Raw genomic sequence first — 18,580 nt, 5'->3', positions numbered from 1 at the left:
ACTCAAGCGCATGAACACCACACTCGACCTCTTCGACCAGACCTTCGCCACCCTGGAGCGAGCGACGAAAGTCCTCGGCCAGCTGCAGTGCGTCTGGGTCTACGACCGCGCGATCGACCTCGACGGCCTGCGCCGGTTCCACCGCAACCTGCGGCGGGGACGGCTGTCCCGGCGGATCGAGCGCTCGGCCCTGCCGTTCGGCCGGCATCGCTGGGTCTCCGCCGGCGGCCAGTGCGACCTCGAGATCGTCGCGACCCCGCGGCCGCGCGAGGAATTCGACGAGTGGTTGCGCGAGCAGGCCGCGACGCCCCTGGACGTCGAGCGCGGACCCGGCTGGCACCTGGCGGTGCTGCCGTTCACCGACGGCGGCGCCGGGGTGAGCCTGGTCGTCCCGCACGCCCTCACCGACGGCATCGGGCTGTGCGACGCCCTGGCCGACGCCGCCCTGGGCCGCCACGACCCGATCAACTGGCCCGCCGCGGGCTCCCGCCGGCGGTGGCGGGCGCTGCGCGAGGACGCCCGCCAGGCCGCGCGCGACCTCCCGGACATCGGCCGCGCCTTGAAAGCCGCCGCACGACTCGCGCGGCCCGAGGACGACGGCCCGGTCCAGGCCGCCCCGCAACCGGCGTTGTCCGCCGGCCCCGACGAATCCATCACGCTGCCGACGGAAACCATCTTCGTCGGCGCCGACGAGTGGGACGCCCGCGCCGAGGCGCTCGGGGGAACAAGCAACAGCCTGCTCGCGGGCCTCGCGGCCCGGCTCGCGCGGCGCGTGGGTCGGGTGACCCCCGACGGCTCGGTCACCCTGGCGATCCCCGTCAACGAGCGCACCGCGGACGACACCCGCGCCAACGCCGTCGCCAATGTCGACATCACCGTCGACCCCGCCCGCGCCGCGACTGACCTGCGCGAGATCCGCGCCGCGACGAAGCGGGCCCTGACCCGGCGCGCAGAGGTCACCGACAACCGGCGGGAATTGCTGCCCCTCGTTCCGCTGATGCCGCAGCGGCTGGTCAGGCGGATCGTCGGGGTGGCCGCCGGCAGCCCCACCGCGGTCGTCTCCTCCAACATCGGCGTGGTCGACCCGGACGCCTATCGGCCCGACGGCACGCGGGCCGACCAGTTCGCCATCAAGGCTCCCCACCCCGACGTCAGCACGGAAATCATGGACCGGTTCGGCGGAATGTTGTCGCTGGCCTCGGGGCGGGTGAACGGCGAAGTTTTCGTCTCCGTCGTCGCGTATCAGCCGGGCCGTTCGCACTCGAATGCGACGCTGCGGCAGGCCCTTTCGGGGGCGCTGAGCGACCTCGCGCTGACCGCCACGATCGGCTGGCCGTGCCGCGAGCCGGCGGGCGCGGCGGGGTGGTCGCGCGGGTGAGCACAATGCGCAAAACCGGGCAATCGTCGCTAATTCCGACTATCGCTGACAAGCGCGACACCACGCGGGCGGCGCCATAGGTTCGCGGTAACCGATAGTCATACGCAGCCAGATGCGAAGGGTCACAACATGTTGAAGTCCGCCGTGCGAAACACCTCAGCCGCCCCCGCGACGCGCATGGGCGCGTTCCCCATGCTGGGCCGGCTCGTCGTGCGCGCGCCCTGGCTGGTCATCGCCGCCTGGGCCGCGCTGGTCGCCGTGCTGGCCGTGGCGGTCCCCCCGCTGACCAAGGTGGTCGAGGGACGGCCCCTGCAACCGCTGCCACCCGAGGCGATGGCCGCCGCTGAGCAGATGGCGAAGGATTTCGGTGAATCCGCACAGAACGTCCTGGTTGTCGTCCTGACCGACAATCGCGGCCTGCAACCCGGCGACAACGAGGTCTACAGCAAGCTGGCCACCACCCTGCGCGGCGACACCGAGGATGTCACCGCCGTGCAGGACGTCGTCGCCACGCCGGCGTTGCGTCCCCTGCTGGTCAGCGCGGACAACAAGGCGTTCTACCTGGCGGTGAACCTCCGCGCGCCCGCCGGGTCGCCCGAGTCGTTGCGGGCCTACCAGCGGATCACCGAGATCGCCAAGCGCTCCACCGCGGGCTCGCCGCTCACCGCCGAGATCACGGGGGAGGGCGCCCTGGCCGGCGACCTGACGATCGTGAGCACCCGCGACGCGCACGTGATCGAGATGGTCACCATCGTGCTGGTGCTGCTCATCCTGTTGGCGATCTACCGGCGGCCGGTGACGGTGTTGGTCCCGTTGATCACGCTCGGGATTTCGGTGCTGTCGGCGCAGGGTGTGGTGTCCGGGCTGGTTGAGGTCGGTCTCGGGGTGTCGTCGCTGACGATCGTGTTGATGACGGCCATGATCATGGGCGCCGGCACCGACTATGCCGTCTTCCTGATCAGCCGCTACCACGAGTACCTCCGCGCCGGCATCGACTCGGACCTGGCCGTGCAAGAAGCGCTGAGCTCCATCGGCGAGGTCATCGCGGCCTCGGCCGCCACGGTCGCCGTCACCTTCCTCGGCATGGTCTTCACCCGCCTGCCCGCGTTCACGAGTATCGGTCCCGCGCTGGCGATTTCGATCGGGATTGCGTTCCTCGCCGCCGTCACGCTGTTGCCGGCCACCCTCGTGCTCGCCGGCCGGCGCGGATGGGTGGCGCCGCGAGCGGCGCTGACCGGCCGCATGTGGCAGCGGTCCGCCGTTCAGCTGGTCCGCCGACCCAAAACGCACCTGTTGGTGAGCCTTTCGCTGCTGGTCGCGCTGGCGGGCTGCGCGTTCTTCCTGCAGCCGAGCTTCGACGACCGCCTGCAGCTGCCGCAGTCGGCGCCGAGCAACGTCGGCTTTTCGACGATGGCCGCTCACTTCTCGACGAGCGCGCTACTGCCGCAATACATCTACGTCCACTCGCCGCAAGACCTGCGGAGCTCGCGGGCCCTCGCCGACCTCGACCAGATGGCGCAACGGGTCTCGCAGCTGCCCAACATCGCTGCGGTGCGCGGCATCACGCGGCCCACCGGCCGGCCGCTCGACCAGGCCAAGCTCAGCTTCCAGGCGGGGGAGGTCGGCTCCAAGCTGCAGGACGCTTCGACGCAGATCAGCGACAAGAGCGGCGACCTCGACGCGCTGACCAACGGCGCCGACCGACTCGCGGCCAGCCTCGCCCGGGTGCGCGACCAGATCCGCGGCGCCGGCGGACCCGTCACCCAACTCGCCGCAACCATCAACCAGGTGCAGCAGCCGCTGGCCGCGGCGGCCAACACGCTGGACAACCTGCGCGGGCTCGCGGACGGGTCGGTGTCGACACTGGTCGACGGCGTCGCCGCGGCCGCCGGCCCGATGTTCGGCGGTGTGGCCACACGCCCCTCGGTGGACGGCATTCAGGCACAGGTGCAGAACCTGACCGCACTGTTGGCGACGGCGAGCAACGGTCTGCGGACCGCCGGCAACAGCACCGCCGGCGTGCAGCAGAAGGTCGCGCAAATGCAGGCGGCCGCCGACCAGTTGGCCGACGGCAGCCGGCGGCTGGCCGACGGCGTGCGGACGCTCGTCGACCAGACCAAGAAGATGGGGCTCGGAATGAACCAGGCCGCCGGGTATCTGCTGTCGATGAAGCGCGACGCCACGGGACCCGCCATGGCGGGCATGTACATCCCGCCCCAGGTGCTCACCTCGGCCGACTTCAAGAACGTCGCGAAGATGTTCATCGCGCCCGACGGCCATTCGGCGCGCTACCTGGTCGAGACGAAATTCGACCCGTTCAGCGCCGCCGCGATGGATCAGGTGGCGTCGATCCTCGCCACGGCACACGGCGCGCAGCCCAACACCTCGCTTGCCGACGCCTCGATCTCGATGGTGGGCATGACGCCGATGTACAGCACGCTTCGCAGCTACTACGACGACGACTTCCGGCTGATCGTCATCATGACGCTGCTCGTTGTCTTCGCCATCCTGGTCATCCTGCTCCGGGCTCTCGTCGCGCCGCTGTATCTGATTGCCTCCGTGGCCATCTCGTATCTGTCCGCGCTCGGGCTGGGGGTCGTCTTCTTCCAGTTCGTGCTCCACCAGGCGATCTGCTGGAACGTGCAGGCGACCGCCTTCATCGTGCTGGTCGCCGTGGGCGCCGACTACAACCTGCTGTTGATCACCCGAATTCGTGAGGAGTCGCGGTTGGGCATCCGCTCCGGCATCATCCGCGCGGTCCGTTCGACGGGTGGTGTCATCACCTCGGCCGGCATCATCTTCGCCGCCTCGATGTTCGGCCTGCTGTTCGGCAGCCTCTCGACCATGGTGCAGACCGGGTTCATCATCGGCATGGGCCTGTTGATCGACACCTTCGTGGTCCGCACGATCACGGTGCCCGCCCTGGCGGCACTGGTCGGGAAGGCGAACTGGTGGCCCGCCAAGGGGATTCGCGCCACTCGCACCCGCACCCATGCCGTGGCGAAGGCGGTGCCGGCGACCGGCGAATGCGTCCACGGTGAGCTGCCGCATGGCTTGGTCAACAGCAACATTCGCCGCTCCGCGGCGAGCCGGCGGCGGAAACTGGCCCCACCCAACGCGCCGGGCGGCCGCCGCCGCGCCTGCGCCGGGGGCATCGAGCCGGCGTACCGGTCGCGACTGGCCGGCAAGGGCGCGCGCTGACCGCGGTCCCGGCGCGCCCGCGCCCGCCCCTCAGCGGGGTGGGCGCGGCCGTCGCTTGTCGGCCGCGGCGAACTCCTGTTCGGGCCGGCCGGTGGTGCCGTAACGCAAGCCGACGCTGACGTCGCCAGTGGTGGCCAGCCCCGCCAAATACCGTTGGGCGGTTGCCCGCGAGATCCCGATCGCGGCGGACACCTCCGCCGCCGACATCGGCGTGTCCGAGGCGCGCAACGCCTGCAGCACAAGCTGTTTGGTGGAGGAGGCGGCAATGGTGGCGGGCGCCGGGGGAGCGAGCCTGGGACGCAGCGCGTCCAGCGCCGCGTCCACGTCGCCGGAGCTCAGCTCCGGACCGGCCAGGATCTTGCGGTAGCGGGCGTAGCCGGCGAGCCGCGCGGCCAGCTCGGTGGTCGCGAACGGCTTGACGAGGTAGCTCAGCGCCCCTGCCGACATGGCCGCGCGAATGGTGGCCGCCTCGGTCGCGGCCGTCAATACCATGCTGTCGCCGGGCAATTCGCGGACCAGGTCGACCCCGGAGCCGTCGGGCAGATACACGTCGACCAGGGCGAGGTCGATGTCGGGCGCCTCGGCGAGCGCCTTGCGAGCGCCCTCGACCGTGTTGACCGTGGCGGTCACGGTGAAGCCGGGAAGCGTGTTGACGACCTCGGCGTGCAAATTGGCGACCCGGAAGTCGTCGTCGACCACCAGCACCGTCAGGTCTGCGTCGCCCATTGCGCCTCCTCAACCATCACGCCCGGCAGCCGGGCGATGAACTCCGCGCCCCGCAGGCGCAACTCCGCGTTGCCGGCGCTGGCCAGCGAGAGGTCGCCGCCGAGCGCGCGGGTGATCTGCCGCGACAGCGCGAGCCCGATGCCCCGCCCGCCCGGCATGCCCGAGTCGGGCTTGGTCGTGGTTCCCTCGGTGAAGAGTTGGTCGACGAAGCCGGGCGCGACGCCGTCGCCGCTGTCGGCCACCGTGATGTGCAGCGTCGTACCCTCTTGCAGCAGTTCGACTTCGACTTCTCTGACGGCGTTGCCGCTCATCCGGACCGCGTCGATGGCGTTGTCGAGCAAGTTACCGAGGACCGTGGTCACGTCGACCGGCAGGATGAGCCGGCCGGGCACCCAGGTGTTCTCACCGATGGACAGCGTCACGCCGGCCTCGCGGGCGGCCGCGCCCTTGGCCGCCAGGAACGCCTGCAGGTACGCGTCGCGGATGGCATCGATACCGGGCAGCGCGGATCCCAGCGGCCCCGACCCCAGCAGCTCCTCCAGATATTGCAGACCCTCGTCGACGTGACCGCCGTGCAACAGGCCGGTCAGCAGGTGCAGGCGGTTGGCGAATTCGTGGCGCTGGGCGCGCAACACCGTGCTCATCACCTGCACCGCGTCGAGCTGGCGGGTCAGCGACTCCACATCGGTGCGGTCCCGGACCACCAAAACCGTTCCCAGCTGGCGTCCTTCGCGTGCTACCGACCGCGCCGAGACCACGACGATGCGCTCGCCCACCGTCGCCAGACTCGGCGTCGCGTCCGCGGCCCGGAACACGTCGAGCACCCGCGGTGTCAGGCCGATCTCGTCGATGGGCCGGCCCGGTTCGGCGCCGATCTCGAGCAGCCGGCACGCCTCGTCGTTGACGAAGGTGGTCTTCCCGGCCGTGTCGGTCGCCAGCACACCCTCCCCGATGCCCTCCAGCACCGCCGCCTGACTGCGCACGAGTTCGGTGATCTCGGCGGGCCGCAACCCGAGCGTCAGGCCTCGCCAGCGGCGGGCCAGCGCGGCCGAGCCGGCGCCGCCGATCAGGAGCGCCACGCCTCCCAGGGCGGCCAGCACTCGCAGGTTCTTCGAGAACTGATCATCGAAAGACTTCGTGGAGATTCCGACGATGACCACGCCCAGAACGCGGTTCGAAACGGGTTCCAGCACCGGGACTTTGGCGACGATCGCGCGCCCGAAAACCGTCGAGTCGTGCGACACCATCTCGTGCCCGGCGACCGGCTGGGCGATGTCCGCTTGAATATGGGCTCCCAACCTCTTGCGGTCGGGATCCGCGAGCCTGACGCCGTGCGTGCTACCGATCACCACGAACTGCACATGCGTGCGCTGCTCGACACGCGACGCGACGCTCTGGATCGGACCGGTCGCCAGCTCGGCGGTCAGTGCGGGGCTTGCCGTCAGGGCGGGATCGTCGTAGCGGGCGATGTTGTTGATGACGGTCGGCGACGAGGCCACCACACGAGCGATATCCAGCGCGTGGACGTGGTATTGGCTGTCCAGGCGCTGCCGGTTGAACCATGCGAACATCCCGAAGGCGACGATCAGCGTGAGCGTCACGATGACGAGCTGCAGCAGCATCACCTGGGTGGCGAGCCGCAAGTCGATGCGACCCCGGGCGGCCATGCGAAAGACAGTACCGCGCGAGTGAGCACAATGCGCGAAAGTCGGGGATCGCGCCAGCCGCACGGGGATCCGGCGGTGCGGGCGGGTGGCAGCGCCTACTATCAGCGCATGCGCGGCTCAAAGATCCTGATCACCGGTCCGACCGGTCAACTTGCCACCCCCATCGCCCTGGCGCTGGCGGCCGACAACGAGGTGTGGGGCATCGCGCGTTTCAGCGATCCCGCCGCACGAGAAGGCCTCGAGCAGGCCGGGATCCGGTGCCAGGCGGTCGACCTGGCGGCCGGCGACTTCACCGGTGTGCCGGATGACTTCGACTACGTCCTCAACCTGGCGGTGGCCAAGAGTGGGAATTGGGACAAAGACCTCGCCGCCAACGCGGAGTCGGTCGGCCTGCTGATGGCCCACTGCCGCGCCGCGAAGGCCTTCCTGCACTGCTCCTCGGCGGCGGTGTACGACCCGCCCGGCGACGAGGCCCGGGCCGAGGGGGCCGCCCTGGGCGACAACCACAAGTTCCTGTTCCCCACGTATTCGATCTCCAAGATCGCCGGGGAGGTCGTCGCCCGGGCGATGGCGCGCATCCTCGACGTCCCGACCACCATCGCCCGCCTCAACGTGCCCTATGGCAACAACGGCGGCTGGCCCTACTACCACATGGAGATGATGCTGGCCGGCATCCCGATCCCGGTCCCGCCCGGCGGACCCGCGCTGTACAACCCGATCCACGAGGACGACATCATCGCCACCGTGCCCAAGCTGCTCGAGGCCGCGGCGGTTCCGGCGACGACGGTCAACTGGTGCGGCGACCAGGCGGTCAGCCTCCAGGACTGGTGCGGCTACCTCGGCTCGCTGGTCGGCAAGGAGCCGATCTTCGAGGAGAACGCCCACGCGCTGCGGGGCAACCCCACCGACGGGGCGCGGATGCACGAGCTCATCGGCGGCACGACGGTCGACTGGCAGGACGGGTTGCGCCGCATGGCGGCGAAGTTCCACCCGGAGCTGGTCGGCTAACTCCTTACCGCGCAACGGGTTTGACGATGCGCGCCGCCGCTTCGACGGCGGCGGCGCGGCGGGCGGCGACAACCTTGGCGTCCGTGGTCAAGGCGGCGGGGTCGGGCCAATGCGCCCAACCCAGGCCGATCGCGAACAGCAGCACCAGCAGCTGCTCCGGTTCCCATACGGGATCGACGTGGCCGTCGGCCTGCGCCTGCCGCAGCGCGGCGATGGCCGCCTCGGGTGGGTGTTCGCCGTCGAACTCGGGCTTGTCGAGCGGAAACCCTTCCAACTGCGCCCACGTGATCATCCGGATGTGTTCGGGTCGGCTCTGCGCCAAATCGAAGATGCCGCCGACGAACTCGGGCACCTCATCGGGGCGCAGCTCGACGGCGCGGAAGAACTCCGCGCCATCGGCGGCGACCACGTCGCGGAAGAGGGTCTCCTTGTCGCCGAAATGCGCGTACAACCTTTCCTTGCTCGCGTTGGCGCTGCGCGCGATGCGGTCGATGCGCGCCCCGGCCAGGCCGTATTGAGCGAACTCCGCGCGGGCGGAGGCGAGTATCTCGCCGCGGAGCTCGGTCTTCGTTCTCATGAGGAACATCATAGTCAGACGAACTAGTTCGTTTGTTATAGTGGTCTCACGCGGCAGGCGCCGTGGCGGATGAAAAGGAGACGACCTGATGGCTATAACCGGCGCTCTCGACCGGGCCATTGCGACGATGCCCAGGGGCGGTCCCGACGCGTCGTGGTTGGACCGTCGATTCGAGACGGATGCGCTGGAGTACCTCGACCGCGACGACGTTGCGGACGAGGTCAAACAGAAGGTCATCGGCATGCTGGATCGGCTCGGCACCCTGACCGGTCAGCATGAGAGGTACGCCCGGACGGCGCTCGACGTCGTCGCCGACATCCCCAATCCGCGCATCCTGGAGCTCGGCGCCGGGCACGGAAAGCTCTCGGCGCAAATCCTCGGGCTTCATCCGACCGCGACGGTCACCGTCAGCGACGTGAACCCGAACTCGGTCGCCAACATCGCGGCGGGGGAGTTAGGCAACCACCCGCGGGCTCGCACCCAGGTGGTCGACGCCACGGCGATCGACGCCGCCGACGACAGCTACGACCTCGTCGTGTTCGCACTCGCGTTCCATCACCTCCCGCCGGTGGTGGCCTGTCGCGCCATCGCCGAGGCCACCCGCGTCGGCAAGCGGTTTCTGGTGATCGACCTCAAACGGCGGCACCCGTTGGCGACGATGCTGTTTCCGGTCTTCGCCCTGCCGGTGCACCTGGCGCTGGTGCCGTGGTCGTGGATTCAGCCGGGCCTGCACGACGGGTTCATCAGCGCGCTGCGCGCCTACAGCCCGTCGGCACTGAAAGCCCTTGGGCGCGCCGCCGATCCGGACATGATGGTCGAGACGCTGTCCAGCCCGACCCGGCTCGGCCCGCCCGTGCTCACCGTGGTGTTCTCCCGCCCGCAAGGGCGCGACCGTGGCTGATCTCGCGGCGATCACCGAACCGAGCCCGCGGGTGCAGGCCTTGAGTCGCGTTCTGGACACCGTGACCGACCGGCTGCGACCCGTGCTGAACCTCGGCCGACCCTATGTCGACGGCATCGAAAACCTCCCCGACGACGGGCGATTCCTGTTGGTGGGCAACCACACTCAGTTCGGCTCTGAGGTCTTCCTGATCTCCGACACCGTGCGGCGCGCGATCGGAACCCGGGTGCGCCCGCTGGCCGAACGGGGCTTCGGACGGATGCGAGGGCTACCCGCCGACCTGATCGCCGCGTACGGCGCGGTGGTCGGCGCACCGGAGACCGCGCGGGAGCTCATGCGTAACGACGAAACCATCCTGGTTTTCCCCGGGGGCGGGCGCGAGATCGCGAAGTTCAAGGGCGAGGAGTACCGGTTGCGTTGGCAGGGACGCAGGGGCTTCGCGCGCCTGTCGGTGGAAAACGGCTACCCGATCGTGCCGGCCGGCCTCGTCGGCGGCGACGACGTCTACCGCAGCTGGACCACCCGCGACGGCGCTTACGGAAGGCTCAGCGAGGCCTTGGGCCGCAGGCTGAACCTGCGCCCGGACATGGGGATGCCGTTGCTGCGGGGGATCGGGCCGACGCTGATTCCGCGACCGCAGCGCATGTATCTGCGCTTCGGTTCGCCGATCGACACGAGCAGGCCGCCGGGATTGGGCGTGCAGCACTGGGTGGACGTCGTCAAGGAAAAAACCAAACGGGCGCTCGAGCAAATCCTGACGGACCTGCGCGCGCTGCGCGCCACCGACCCTTATCGCAACCTCAACCCGCTGGCCTGGCGCGACGCGAGGATCCCGTAGGCGCTTTCGCGACACATAACCAGTTGCGAAGAAACGCCGACGCGCTTCGCAATGGCTTACGTTTCGGCGCCGCCGGTCCTGGTGGCAGCATGGCAAACGTGACCGCAAGCTCCGCCGAGCAGCGCCTGCGCGACCTGGCGCTGCTGCGCCGGGTCCGCGACCACATCGACCGGGATTACGCGCAGCCGCTGGACGTCGAGGCGCTCGCCCGCGGGGTGCACATGTCCGCCGGGCACCTCAGCCGTGAATTCCGCCGCGCGTACGGCGAATCGCCGTACTCCTACCTGATGACGAGGCGCATCGAGCGCGCGATGGCGCTGCTGCGTCGCGGCGACATGAGCGTCACCGAGGTCTGCTTCGCGGTCGGCTGCTCATCCCTTGGCACCTTCAGCACGCGGTTCACCGAGCTGGTCGGCATGCCGCCCAGCCTGTTTCGCAGGCATGCGGCCGACGCGACGGCGGGCATACCGCCGTGCGTCGCCAAGCAGGTGACCCGACCGATCAGGAATCGAGAAGCGTCCGCCACCGGGCCGCACCTAGCCTGAGGCCATGGACATCACGATTCACTCGAGCTTCCTCCCGCACGACGACCCGGACGCGTCGCTCGCTTTCTACCGCGACACGCTCGGCTTCGAGGTCCGCCTCGACGTCGGACAGGGCAAGATGCGCTGGATCACCGTCGGCCCGCCAAGCCAGCCCGGTACGTCCATCGTGCTGAACCCGCCGGCGGCCAATCCCGGCATCACCGACGACGAGCGCCGCACCATCGCCGAGATGATGGCCAAGGGCACCTACGCGATGCTGCTGCTGGCCACCAAGGACCTCGACGGCGCCTTCGAGCGCCTGCAAGCGGCCGACGCCGACATCGTCCAGGAACCGACCGAGCAGCCGTACGGCCTTCGCGACTGCGCCGTGCGCGACCCGGCGGGCAATCTCATCCGCATCCAGCAGCTGCGCTGACCCGCCGAACGGGAAAAGTCCCGAACCCCAAGGGGATTCGGGACTTTCCAGTGCAGCGTTCACGACCCCTTGAAGTAGCGGGTCAGGAACCCGAAGGCCACGACCCCCGTGATGACGCCGATCACGCCCCACAGCAGCACCTGGGGAATCATGGCGCCGGTGACCCAGCTGAACGTCATTGCGAGGTAAAACCCCCAGATCACGCGGTAGAGGCTCCAGACGGCGACCAACGCGTTGGCGATCCCGATGTACAGGGCGCGCTGACGGTCGACGCGGTTGATCTGCTCTTCGAGGCTGGCGGGTACGAGCTTCATCTGTCTGACTTCCTTTCGGGTGGCGCCGCCTGGTTGGCGTCGTCGTTGCGGTAAGTACAGAACGCCGGATCGGCTACCGATCCCAACAACGCCGGGCCGCGAGCGGGTCAGGCGGCCTGGTTGAGCTCGTCCCGGAATTGGCGATACCGCTCGGCGCGGCCGGGCCGGCGCCGCACGACGAGCCAACCGGCTGCCAGGACCACGAACCACAACGGAAACCACGCCAGGGCGATTGCGGTCTCGGGTTCGGTGCACAGCGTCCAGACGACGAACGCGAAGAATCCGAGGATGGCCCAGCACATCACCGGGCCGGCGGGCATCTTGTAGGACGAGTCGGCGTGGCGTTGCGCGTGGCGGCGCCGGTAGACGAGGTAGCTGACGACGATCATCGCCCACACGAACATGAACAGCAGGGAGGCAACGGTCGTCACCAGCGTGAAGGCATCCATGACGGAACCGCCGACGTAGAGCAGGGGAATGGATGTCAGCAGCAGCGTCGCAGTGACAAAGAGCGCGACCGCCGGCACGCCGCCGCGGTTGAGCCGACGAAACGGGGCCGGGGCGCTTCCCTTGTCGGCAAGACCGAAAAGCATGCGGCCGGTGGAGAAGACGCCGGAGTTGGCCGAGGAGGCGGCCGCGGTGGTCACCACGAAGTTGACGATCGACGCCGCGGCGGCAAGGCCCGCCAGGGAGAACATCGTGACGAACGGCGACTCGCCGCCGGCGATGTGCCGCCAGGGGACGACGGTCAGGATCGCCAGCAGCGCACCGATATAGAAGATCGCGACCCGTAGCGGGACGGCGTTGATCGCCCGGGGCAGGGTGTGGCGCGGGTTCGTCGTCTCGGCCGCCGCGGTGCCGACGAGTTCCACGCCCACGAACGCGAAGAACGCGATCTGGAACCCGCCGACCAGGCCCATGAACCCCGTCGCGAAGAAGCCGCCGTCGTTCCAGAGGTTCTCCACCCCCGCCCGATGCCCTTGCGGCGAAACGAAATCCGTCGCCACCAGCACGGCGCCCACCACGATGAGGCACCCGATCGCGGTGACCTTGATCAGGGCGAACCAGAATTCCATCTCCCCGAAGTTGCGGACGTTGAAGAGGTTGAACGCAAGGATCAGGCAGCCCGTCACCAGCGCCGGCAGCCACAGCGGCACGTCGGGCCACCAGAACCTGGAATAGCCGGCGATCGCGACGATTTCCGCGATCCCCGTGACGATCCAGGCGAACCAGTACGACCAGCCGACGAAAAAGCCCGCGGCGGGGCCCAGCAGGTCGGCCGCGAAGTCGACGAACGACTTGTACTTGAGGTTCGACAACAGCAACTCGCCCATCGCGCGCAGCACGAAGAACACGAAGAAGCCGATGATGCCGTACACCAGCAACACCGCCGGACCGGCGTGGGAGATGGTCCGCCCGGATCCCATGAACAGACCGGTGCCGATCGCGCCGCCGATCGCGATCAGCTGGAGGTGCCGATTCGCCAGGCCCCGCCGCAGTTGTCCGACGTCGTCGGCGGCCTGGGGACCGCTGACTTCATTCAACACGTGCGGCGCCCCCGTCAGCGGGGATCCGTTTTGACCACGAGTTTGCCGACGTTCTTGCCGTCGAACAGCATGTTGATGGCCGTGGGCAACTGCTCGAAGCCCTCGACGACCGTCTCGAGCGGCGTGAGCTTGCCCGCGGCGATCAGGCCGGCGATCTCGTTGGCCGCCTCCGGCGCGCGACCGAGGTGGTCCAGCACGATGAAGCCCTGCACCGTCGCGCGCTGGATGAGCAGGTTGCCGAACGCGCGCGGCCCCGGCGGCGGATCGGCCGCGTTGTAGCCGGAGATCAGACCGCAAAGCGCAACGCGCGCACCAATATTCAGCCGCGCGAACACCGCGTCCATGATGTCGCCGCCGACGTTCTCGAAGTCGACGTCGATGCCGTTGGGGGTGGCTGCGGCGAGCTGGGCCGCCCAGTCGCCGGCGCGGTGGTCGACGGCGGCGTCGAGGCCGAGCTGGTCGGTGAGCAGGGCGCACTTCTCGGGTCCGCCGGCGATCCCGACGACACGCGCGCCGGCGGCCTTGGCGAGCTGCCCGGCGACCGACCCGACGGCGCCCGCCGCGGCCGAGACCACGACCGTCTCGCCCGGCTTCGGCTTCCCGATGTCGCGGATGCCGACCCACGCGGTCAGCCCGGTCGATCCCAGCGCACCCAGGTAGGCGCTCGGCGAAATGCCCTCGGCGACGTCGACGGGCATCACGAACGCGGTGGGGGAGACGACTGCGTACTCCTGCCAGCCGAGCAGACCCTGCACGGTCTGACCGACCGCATAGTTCGGACTCTTCGACGCGACGACTTCGCCCAGGCCGGCCGCGCGCATGACCTCGCCGATGCCAACCGGCGGCAGATACGTCGGGGTGTCGTTGATCCACATCCGGTTCGTCGGGTCGAGCGAGATCCAGTCGACGCGAACGAGCGCCTCCCCGTCGCCGAGCTCGGGTATGGCCTCCTCGCTCAACTCGAAGGTCTGCGGGCCGATGCGCCCGGTGGGGCGTTCGCGGAGCAGGAAGCGGCGGTTTCGATCGGGCATAAGCGCACCGTACTGGACCCGCGTCGAATTGACGCTCTGCCCTTCAAAAACGCGTTCGCCGGACGCAAAATTGGCTCGATGAACGTGGTGTCGCGAATCTTGGTCCCCGTCGCCGGGCCGGCAGTGCTGACAGCGGCGGCGTTGGCGCCGGCCGGGTCGGCCGCCGCGGACCCGCCACCCACCCGGCAGATCACCGTCGTGGCGGTCGGACCCGGTGGCGAACCGATCAACGGTTACAAAGTGGCGTCCGGACCCGGCAACGTCGGCCAGGCCAGCGACTGCACGACGCCGTCCCCGTCGGCGGTGGCCGACAACGTGTACTACTGCTCGCCGACGGCGGCCGGCGCCGGCACCTGTTGGCCGTCGACGCCCGGATCGCTTCTGTGCGTGGACAATCCTTGGGACAAGAGCATGCATCGCGTCACATACAGCGGTCCGCTCCCGCCCGTGACGGCGACCGCCACCCCGGACCCGTTCGCGCTGGCGCTCGACGACGGCACGCACTGCCTGTTCCGCAACGGCGGCGCCTGGGGTGGCCGCGCCGACGGGTATGTCGCGGTTTACGGGTGCGGTCCCGGGGGCGGCGGCAATACCGCGGTGCTGTGGCTGCCCAGCCAGGGCGCCGGCAGTTGCATCGACCGCTCGTCTCCTGCCTGGACGGTCAAGGTCGGCCAGATCGGCGCGCCCGACGCCGTCCTGCCGCCGCCGCAGACCCGGACCGTGACGGAGGCGTGGTTCGCCGGACCCAAGGCCGGTCAATAGGCCGGGGTTGAGTTCGAAGTGCCTCGGCGCGCCAACTTCCTGTAGGTGTTCGTCGGCCCCGAGCGACTCGCGCAGCACCTCGCGGGCAGCGGGGCAGCTTCCCCTGTGTCGCCAATTCGCAACTACTAATGTCAGGCCCATGACCTCGATCACTCACGTCTCGGACACGGCCCGGTGGACGGCGCTGCACCGGGCGACCGAATCTGCCCGCCCCGACGCGCTTTTCGCCGACCCACTCGCCGAGCGTCTCGCGGGTGAACACGGCCGGGAGATCGTCGCCAAGGCGCCGCGATCGACGCGCAGCGGTTGGTGGCTCGTCGCACGCACCAAGATCATCGACGACACCATCGCCGCAGCGATCGCGGACGGGTGTGACCGCGTCCTGAACCTGGCCGCCGGTTTGGACACCCGGCCCTACCGTTTGGCCCTACCGGCCGAACTGACGTGGGTGGAGGCGGATCTGCCGAAGTTGCTCGAGGAGAAGACGCAGCTGCTGGCCGACCAAGCGCCGCGATGCCGGTTGACGCGGACGGCCGTCGACCTCGCCGACGGCGCGGCCCGGGCCGCTTTCCTCGACGAGGCGCTGGCCGGCGCACGCAAAGCGCTGGTGCTGACCGAAGGCCTGCTGATGTACCTGGACGACAGCGACGTCGTCGGGCTGTCGGCGGCATTCACCCGACCCGAGATCGCTTGGTGGATGCTCGACTTCGCCGGTCCCGGCCTGAAGGACAAGATGAACAAGACAATGGCCGGCATGCTGCAGAACGCGCCGTTCAAGTTCGCGCCCCGGAACGGAGTGGCCTTCTTCGAAGCCCTCGGCTGGCGCGCGGTGGACGTGCAAGCGCTCTATCTCGCCGCCCACCGGTTCCGCCGCCTGCCGCTGTGGATGCGCCCGATGCTCTGGCTGCCCGAGCCGGACCCGCGTCACCCGGGCGGCAGGGTCTGGAGCGCGACGGCGCTGCTTACCCACTGACCCGCCCGCCGGCCACCCGGACCGGACAGTTCAGGAGGTGCGATGGAACGACCTGTTTTCGGCGATGACGCCGGAATGAGTCGAGCCGACGACAAGCTCGACGCCAGGATGCTGACGGGCGTCTCGGAAACCGCGCTGTTGACGCTCCACGGCAGGGCCCACCAGGCGGCCCGCCCGGACCCGATCATCGACGACCCGATGGCGATCGAGCTCGTCGAGGCGATCGACTTCGATTTCGAGAAATTCGGACGCAAAGGCCAGGAGATGGCGTTGCGCTCGTTGGCCGTCGACGGGTGCGCAATCCGCTATCTCCGCAAGCGCCCCCAGGCAACGGTCGTCGCACTCGCCGAAGGTCTCCAAACCAGCTTCTGGCGCCTGGACAACGCGCTGCCGCACGCCCAGTTCCGTTGGGTGTCAATAGATTTGCCGCCCGTTATCCAACTTCGACAGCGCTTGCTGCCGCGTTCCCCGCGGATCACCGAACTGGCGCAGTCGGCGCTCGACTACAGCTGGATACCCAGGATCGACAGCAGCGAGGGCGTGTTCATCACCGCGGAGGGTCTGCTGATGTACCTGCAACCGCACGAGGCCATGGGACTGATCGCCCAATGCGCCGAACGGTTTCCCGGTGGCCAGATGTTCTTCGACCTGCCGCCGACCTTCGTCAAGAGGCTTGCACCGCGAGGTTTGCTGTCGTCCCGGCGCTACCGGGTGCCGCCGATGCCCTTCAGCCTCTCGGTGCGTCAACTGGCCGACCTGGCGAACACCATGCCGGGAGTGCGGGCAGTGCACGACATCCCGATGCCGAAAGGCCGGGGAGTGTTCTTCGGGACCTTGTTCCCCGCGTTCTGGCGGTTCGGCCCTACGAAGCCATTCCGCGGGGCCTACACCCTGCTCGACTTCGGCTGAGTGCCGACCGGCTACCAGACCCGGATCCAGTCGACGAGCATGTCGGCGGGGTACGTGCCCGGCCCCGGATCCGCTCCGCCCGACCCGGCGACCGCGAGATTGAAGACCGGGAAAACGGTGTAGCCGGGGCCGTTGAAGGGCCAATCCGGAAGCGAGCTCGCCGGCACGTCGAAGTACGGCTGGGCCCCGTCGGTGTAGTCCTTCCAGAACCGGATGCCTGCGGCGTCCCACTGGGTGCGCCAGGTGTGCCAGGCGCTGTCCACCGCGATGTTGTGGGTCTTCCACTCGCCGCCGTTGGCTTTGGCGTGCACGGTGGTGGCCGAGGGCCAGTTGCCGTTGCCGTACCACTCCATGACGTCGATCTCGCCCTGGTCGTCGTTGCCGAGCCAATACGCGGGCCAGGCGCCGGCGGTCAGGCAATTGAGCTTGATCCGGGCCTCCCAGGTGTGGCCCACACCGCCACGCCACAGGCTTTGCACCTTGCCGCTGTAGTAGGTGGGACCATCTTTCGCCGCACGCAGCACCAGGTTGGAGTTGCCGTCGAGAAAGACATTGCGGCGATCGTCGCGGTACTGCCCGATGTGGTCGGGCTGCTCCCAATATGTCGGGTCCTTGATCGTCTCCCGGGCCTTGGCCACCGCCCACTTCGACGCATCGGGGGCCGAGCCGGCCGGGCCGTCGAATTCGTCGGAGAAGATGTAGCTTGCGGGCTGGCCGCTGGGCGCGGCGGGCGGCGGAACCTCGGGCTCTCGTCGGCGTGGGTAGGCGCGGGCCTCGGCGACCGGCAGCGTGGCTGCCAGCACCCCGATCCCGACAGTCAGCATCATGCGGCGGCGGTCGATCTCCGGCATAAGCAAGGCACGATAGCAGCCGGCGCCCTCCGGGCGCGAAACGGGAAACCTGTCGGTGGCCGTCGTCAGGGTGTGGATCGCGGCCGGCGGAAAGTGGACGGCGGCGGGTAGTGGTTTTGGATTGCGCCAAAATTCATGGCCAATTCTCACGTTGGCGCGTGGTTTGGTCTCAGGATCCCCAGGGCATTCTGGAATCACGAACCGATAACCACTGTTGGTAGGTTTTGCAGGTCGCTCGGGAGGAGATGGAAATCGTGACGGATGCACCGGGGGCGACGGTTATTTTCCTTCAATCCCATCCGGCGTGGATCGCGGCTCGGCGGCAAGAACGAGAGCGCCGGGCGGCAATGCGTCGCCATCCGTCGTCCCTGGCCCGACGCGCCGCCGCCGGCGGCAGGGCCGTGCCGGGCGTCCGCGACTTCAAGCTCTACTCGAACGGCGATACCCCGGCCTGAAGCCGCCGACGCCACATCGCGATAAACAACGCCGCCGCACCTTTTGCGGTATCCGGCATTTCGCCGCCGAGCGTCCCCGATCACCAATAACGGAATCGCGTCCCAGACGGGCAATTAACGAACGCTGCGAGAACGCCGATGCCGGGGGATAATCCTGCGCGTGGCAGAAACACGCAGGACGAAGGCGCTCGCCAACCCGGCCCAACCGCACAGTGCACTTCTGCGCGAACTGGAGCGCTACATCGAGGCGCACAATCCCGGCGTGACGGATGTCAACGTGGTGAGCGCGACGGACACCGGTCAGGCCGACGCCGGCCACAAGCCGGTGCGCCACTGGTATCAGGTCACGTACGAATCCTGAGATCGCCGCAGGCCCGACGGCCGGGAACCGGAAAAACCACCAACGACACGGTGACCATGGTGTATGGTCCAGCCAGTTCTGGGTTGATCAAGCAGTCGGTCCCCCGGGTGTTCATTGACAC

General features: G+C 68.9%; 18 protein-coding genes. 11 read left to right on the top strand and 7 right to left on the bottom strand.

Features of this window, described 5'->3' with window-relative positions; translation table 11 throughout:
* The first annotated feature begins 10 nt into the window (after positions 1-10).
* Positions 11-1,378, top strand: coding sequence for a hypothetical protein (locus A5696_RS23185; protein WP_067883330.1), 1,368 nt, complete (start codon positions 11-13; stop codon positions 1,376-1,378).
* Between the two features lie 129 nt (positions 1,379-1,507).
* The gene (locus tag A5696_RS23180; protein WP_082969112.1) at positions 1,508-4,579 is read left to right on the top strand and encodes an RND family transporter; all 3,072 of its coding nucleotides are present in this window, start codon (positions 1,508-1,510) and stop codon (positions 4,577-4,579) included.
* 30 nt (positions 4,580-4,609) lie between these two features.
* Here the strand turns inward: A5696_RS23180 and A5696_RS23175 are convergent, their stop codons facing one another.
* The gene (locus tag A5696_RS23175) at positions 4,610-5,305 is read right to left on the bottom strand and encodes a response regulator (protein ID WP_067883329.1); all 696 of its coding nucleotides are present in this window, start codon (positions 5,303-5,305) and stop codon (positions 4,610-4,612) included.
* On the bottom strand, positions 5,287-6,972 hold the full coding sequence (locus A5696_RS23170) for an ATP-binding protein (protein WP_231964569.1): 1,686 nt from the start codon (positions 6,970-6,972) through the stop codon (positions 5,287-5,289). Before A5696_RS23170 ends, A5696_RS23175 begins: the two co-directional genes overlap by 19 nt.
* A 108-nt stretch (positions 6,973-7,080) precedes the next feature.
* Between A5696_RS23170 and A5696_RS23165 the strand changes: the two genes are divergently transcribed.
* Positions 7,081-7,980: an NAD(P)-dependent oxidoreductase gene (locus tag A5696_RS23165; RefSeq protein WP_067883359.1), complete on the top strand. Its 900-nt coding sequence runs from the start codon at positions 7,081-7,083 to the stop codon at positions 7,978-7,980.
* Positions 7,981-7,984: 4 nt separating this feature from the next.
* Here A5696_RS23165 and A5696_RS23160 read toward each other — a convergent pair whose 3' ends face one another.
* A complete protein-coding gene (locus tag A5696_RS23160; RefSeq protein ID WP_067883360.1) occupies positions 7,985-8,557 on the bottom strand; it encodes a TetR family transcriptional regulator in 573 nt (190 codons plus the stop codon).
* Between the two features lie 88 nt (positions 8,558-8,645).
* Here A5696_RS23160 and A5696_RS23155 point away from each other — a divergent pair, with 88 nt between their 5' ends.
* From A5696_RS23155 to A5696_RS23140, 4 genes are all read left to right on the top strand, one after another.
* Positions 8,646-9,458 (top strand): trans-aconitate 2-methyltransferase, encoded by an 813-nt coding sequence (locus tag A5696_RS23155; RefSeq protein WP_067883328.1) that lies wholly within the window; start codon positions 8,646-8,648, stop codon positions 9,456-9,458.
* Positions 9,451-10,296 (top strand): lysophospholipid acyltransferase family protein, encoded by an 846-nt coding sequence (locus A5696_RS23150; RefSeq protein ID WP_067883327.1) that lies wholly within the window; start codon positions 9,451-9,453, stop codon positions 10,294-10,296. Before A5696_RS23155 ends, A5696_RS23150 begins: the two co-directional genes overlap by 8 nt.
* A 98-nt stretch (positions 10,297-10,394) precedes the next feature.
* On the top strand, positions 10,395-10,841 hold the full coding sequence (locus A5696_RS23145) for a helix-turn-helix transcriptional regulator (RefSeq protein ID WP_231964568.1): 447 nt from the start codon (positions 10,395-10,397) through the stop codon (positions 10,839-10,841).
* A 4-nt stretch (positions 10,842-10,845) separates the two neighbouring features.
* A complete protein-coding gene (locus A5696_RS23140) occupies positions 10,846-11,256 on the top strand; it encodes a VOC family protein (RefSeq protein WP_067883325.1) in 411 nt (136 codons plus the stop codon).
* 59 nt (positions 11,257-11,315) lie between these two features.
* Here the strand turns inward: A5696_RS23140 and A5696_RS23135 are convergent, their stop codons facing one another.
* The 3 genes from A5696_RS23135 to A5696_RS23125 form a co-directional block, all read right to left on the bottom strand.
* Positions 11,316-11,570, bottom strand: coding sequence for a hypothetical protein (locus A5696_RS23135; RefSeq protein ID WP_067883324.1), 255 nt, complete (start codon positions 11,568-11,570; stop codon positions 11,316-11,318).
* Between the two features lie 107 nt (positions 11,571-11,677).
* Positions 11,678-13,117 (bottom strand): amino acid permease, encoded by a 1,440-nt coding sequence (locus tag A5696_RS23130; protein ID WP_067883323.1) that lies wholly within the window; start codon positions 13,115-13,117, stop codon positions 11,678-11,680.
* 14 nt (positions 13,118-13,131) lie between these two features.
* Positions 13,132-14,148: an NADP-dependent oxidoreductase gene (locus tag A5696_RS23125; protein ID WP_067883322.1), complete on the bottom strand. Its 1,017-nt coding sequence runs from the start codon at positions 14,146-14,148 to the stop codon at positions 13,132-13,134.
* Positions 14,149-14,226: 78 nt separating this feature from the next.
* Here A5696_RS23125 and A5696_RS23120 point away from each other — a divergent pair, with 78 nt between their 5' ends.
* From A5696_RS23120 to A5696_RS23110, 3 genes are all read left to right on the top strand, one after another.
* Positions 14,227-14,910 carry a hypothetical protein gene (locus tag A5696_RS23120; protein WP_067883321.1) on the top strand — a complete coding sequence of 228 codons (684 nt, stop codon included), beginning with the start codon at positions 14,227-14,229 and terminating at the stop codon, positions 14,908-14,910.
* Positions 14,911-15,049: 139 nt separating this feature from the next.
* The gene (locus A5696_RS23115; RefSeq protein WP_067883320.1) at positions 15,050-15,883 is read left to right on the top strand and encodes an SAM-dependent methyltransferase; all 834 of its coding nucleotides are present in this window, start codon (positions 15,050-15,052) and stop codon (positions 15,881-15,883) included.
* 42 nt (positions 15,884-15,925) lie between these two features.
* Positions 15,926-16,792 (top strand): class I SAM-dependent methyltransferase, encoded by an 867-nt coding sequence (locus tag A5696_RS23110; RefSeq protein ID WP_369803383.1) that lies wholly within the window; start codon positions 15,926-15,928, stop codon positions 16,790-16,792.
* Positions 16,793-16,803: 11 nt separating this feature from the next.
* Here the strand turns inward: A5696_RS23110 and A5696_RS23105 are convergent, their stop codons facing one another.
* Complete coding sequence (locus tag A5696_RS23105) at positions 16,804-17,643, bottom strand: family 16 glycosylhydrolase (protein ID WP_067883318.1); 840 nt, start codon at positions 17,641-17,643, stop codon at positions 16,804-16,806.
* A gap of 615 nt (positions 17,644-18,258) precedes the next feature.
* Here A5696_RS23105 and A5696_RS23100 point away from each other — a divergent pair.
* Positions 18,259-18,459, top strand: coding sequence for a hypothetical protein (locus A5696_RS23100; RefSeq protein WP_067883317.1), 201 nt, complete (start codon positions 18,259-18,261; stop codon positions 18,457-18,459).
* The last annotated feature ends 121 nt before the right edge of the window (positions 18,460-18,580 follow it).

The sequence above is a fragment of the Mycobacterium sp. E2699 genome, from assembly GCF_001666745.1.
In the GTDB taxonomy this organism is placed as follows: Bacteria; Actinomycetota; Actinomycetes; order Mycobacteriales; family Mycobacteriaceae; genus Mycobacterium.
This window is presented reverse-complemented; position numbering and strand designations above follow the sequence as displayed.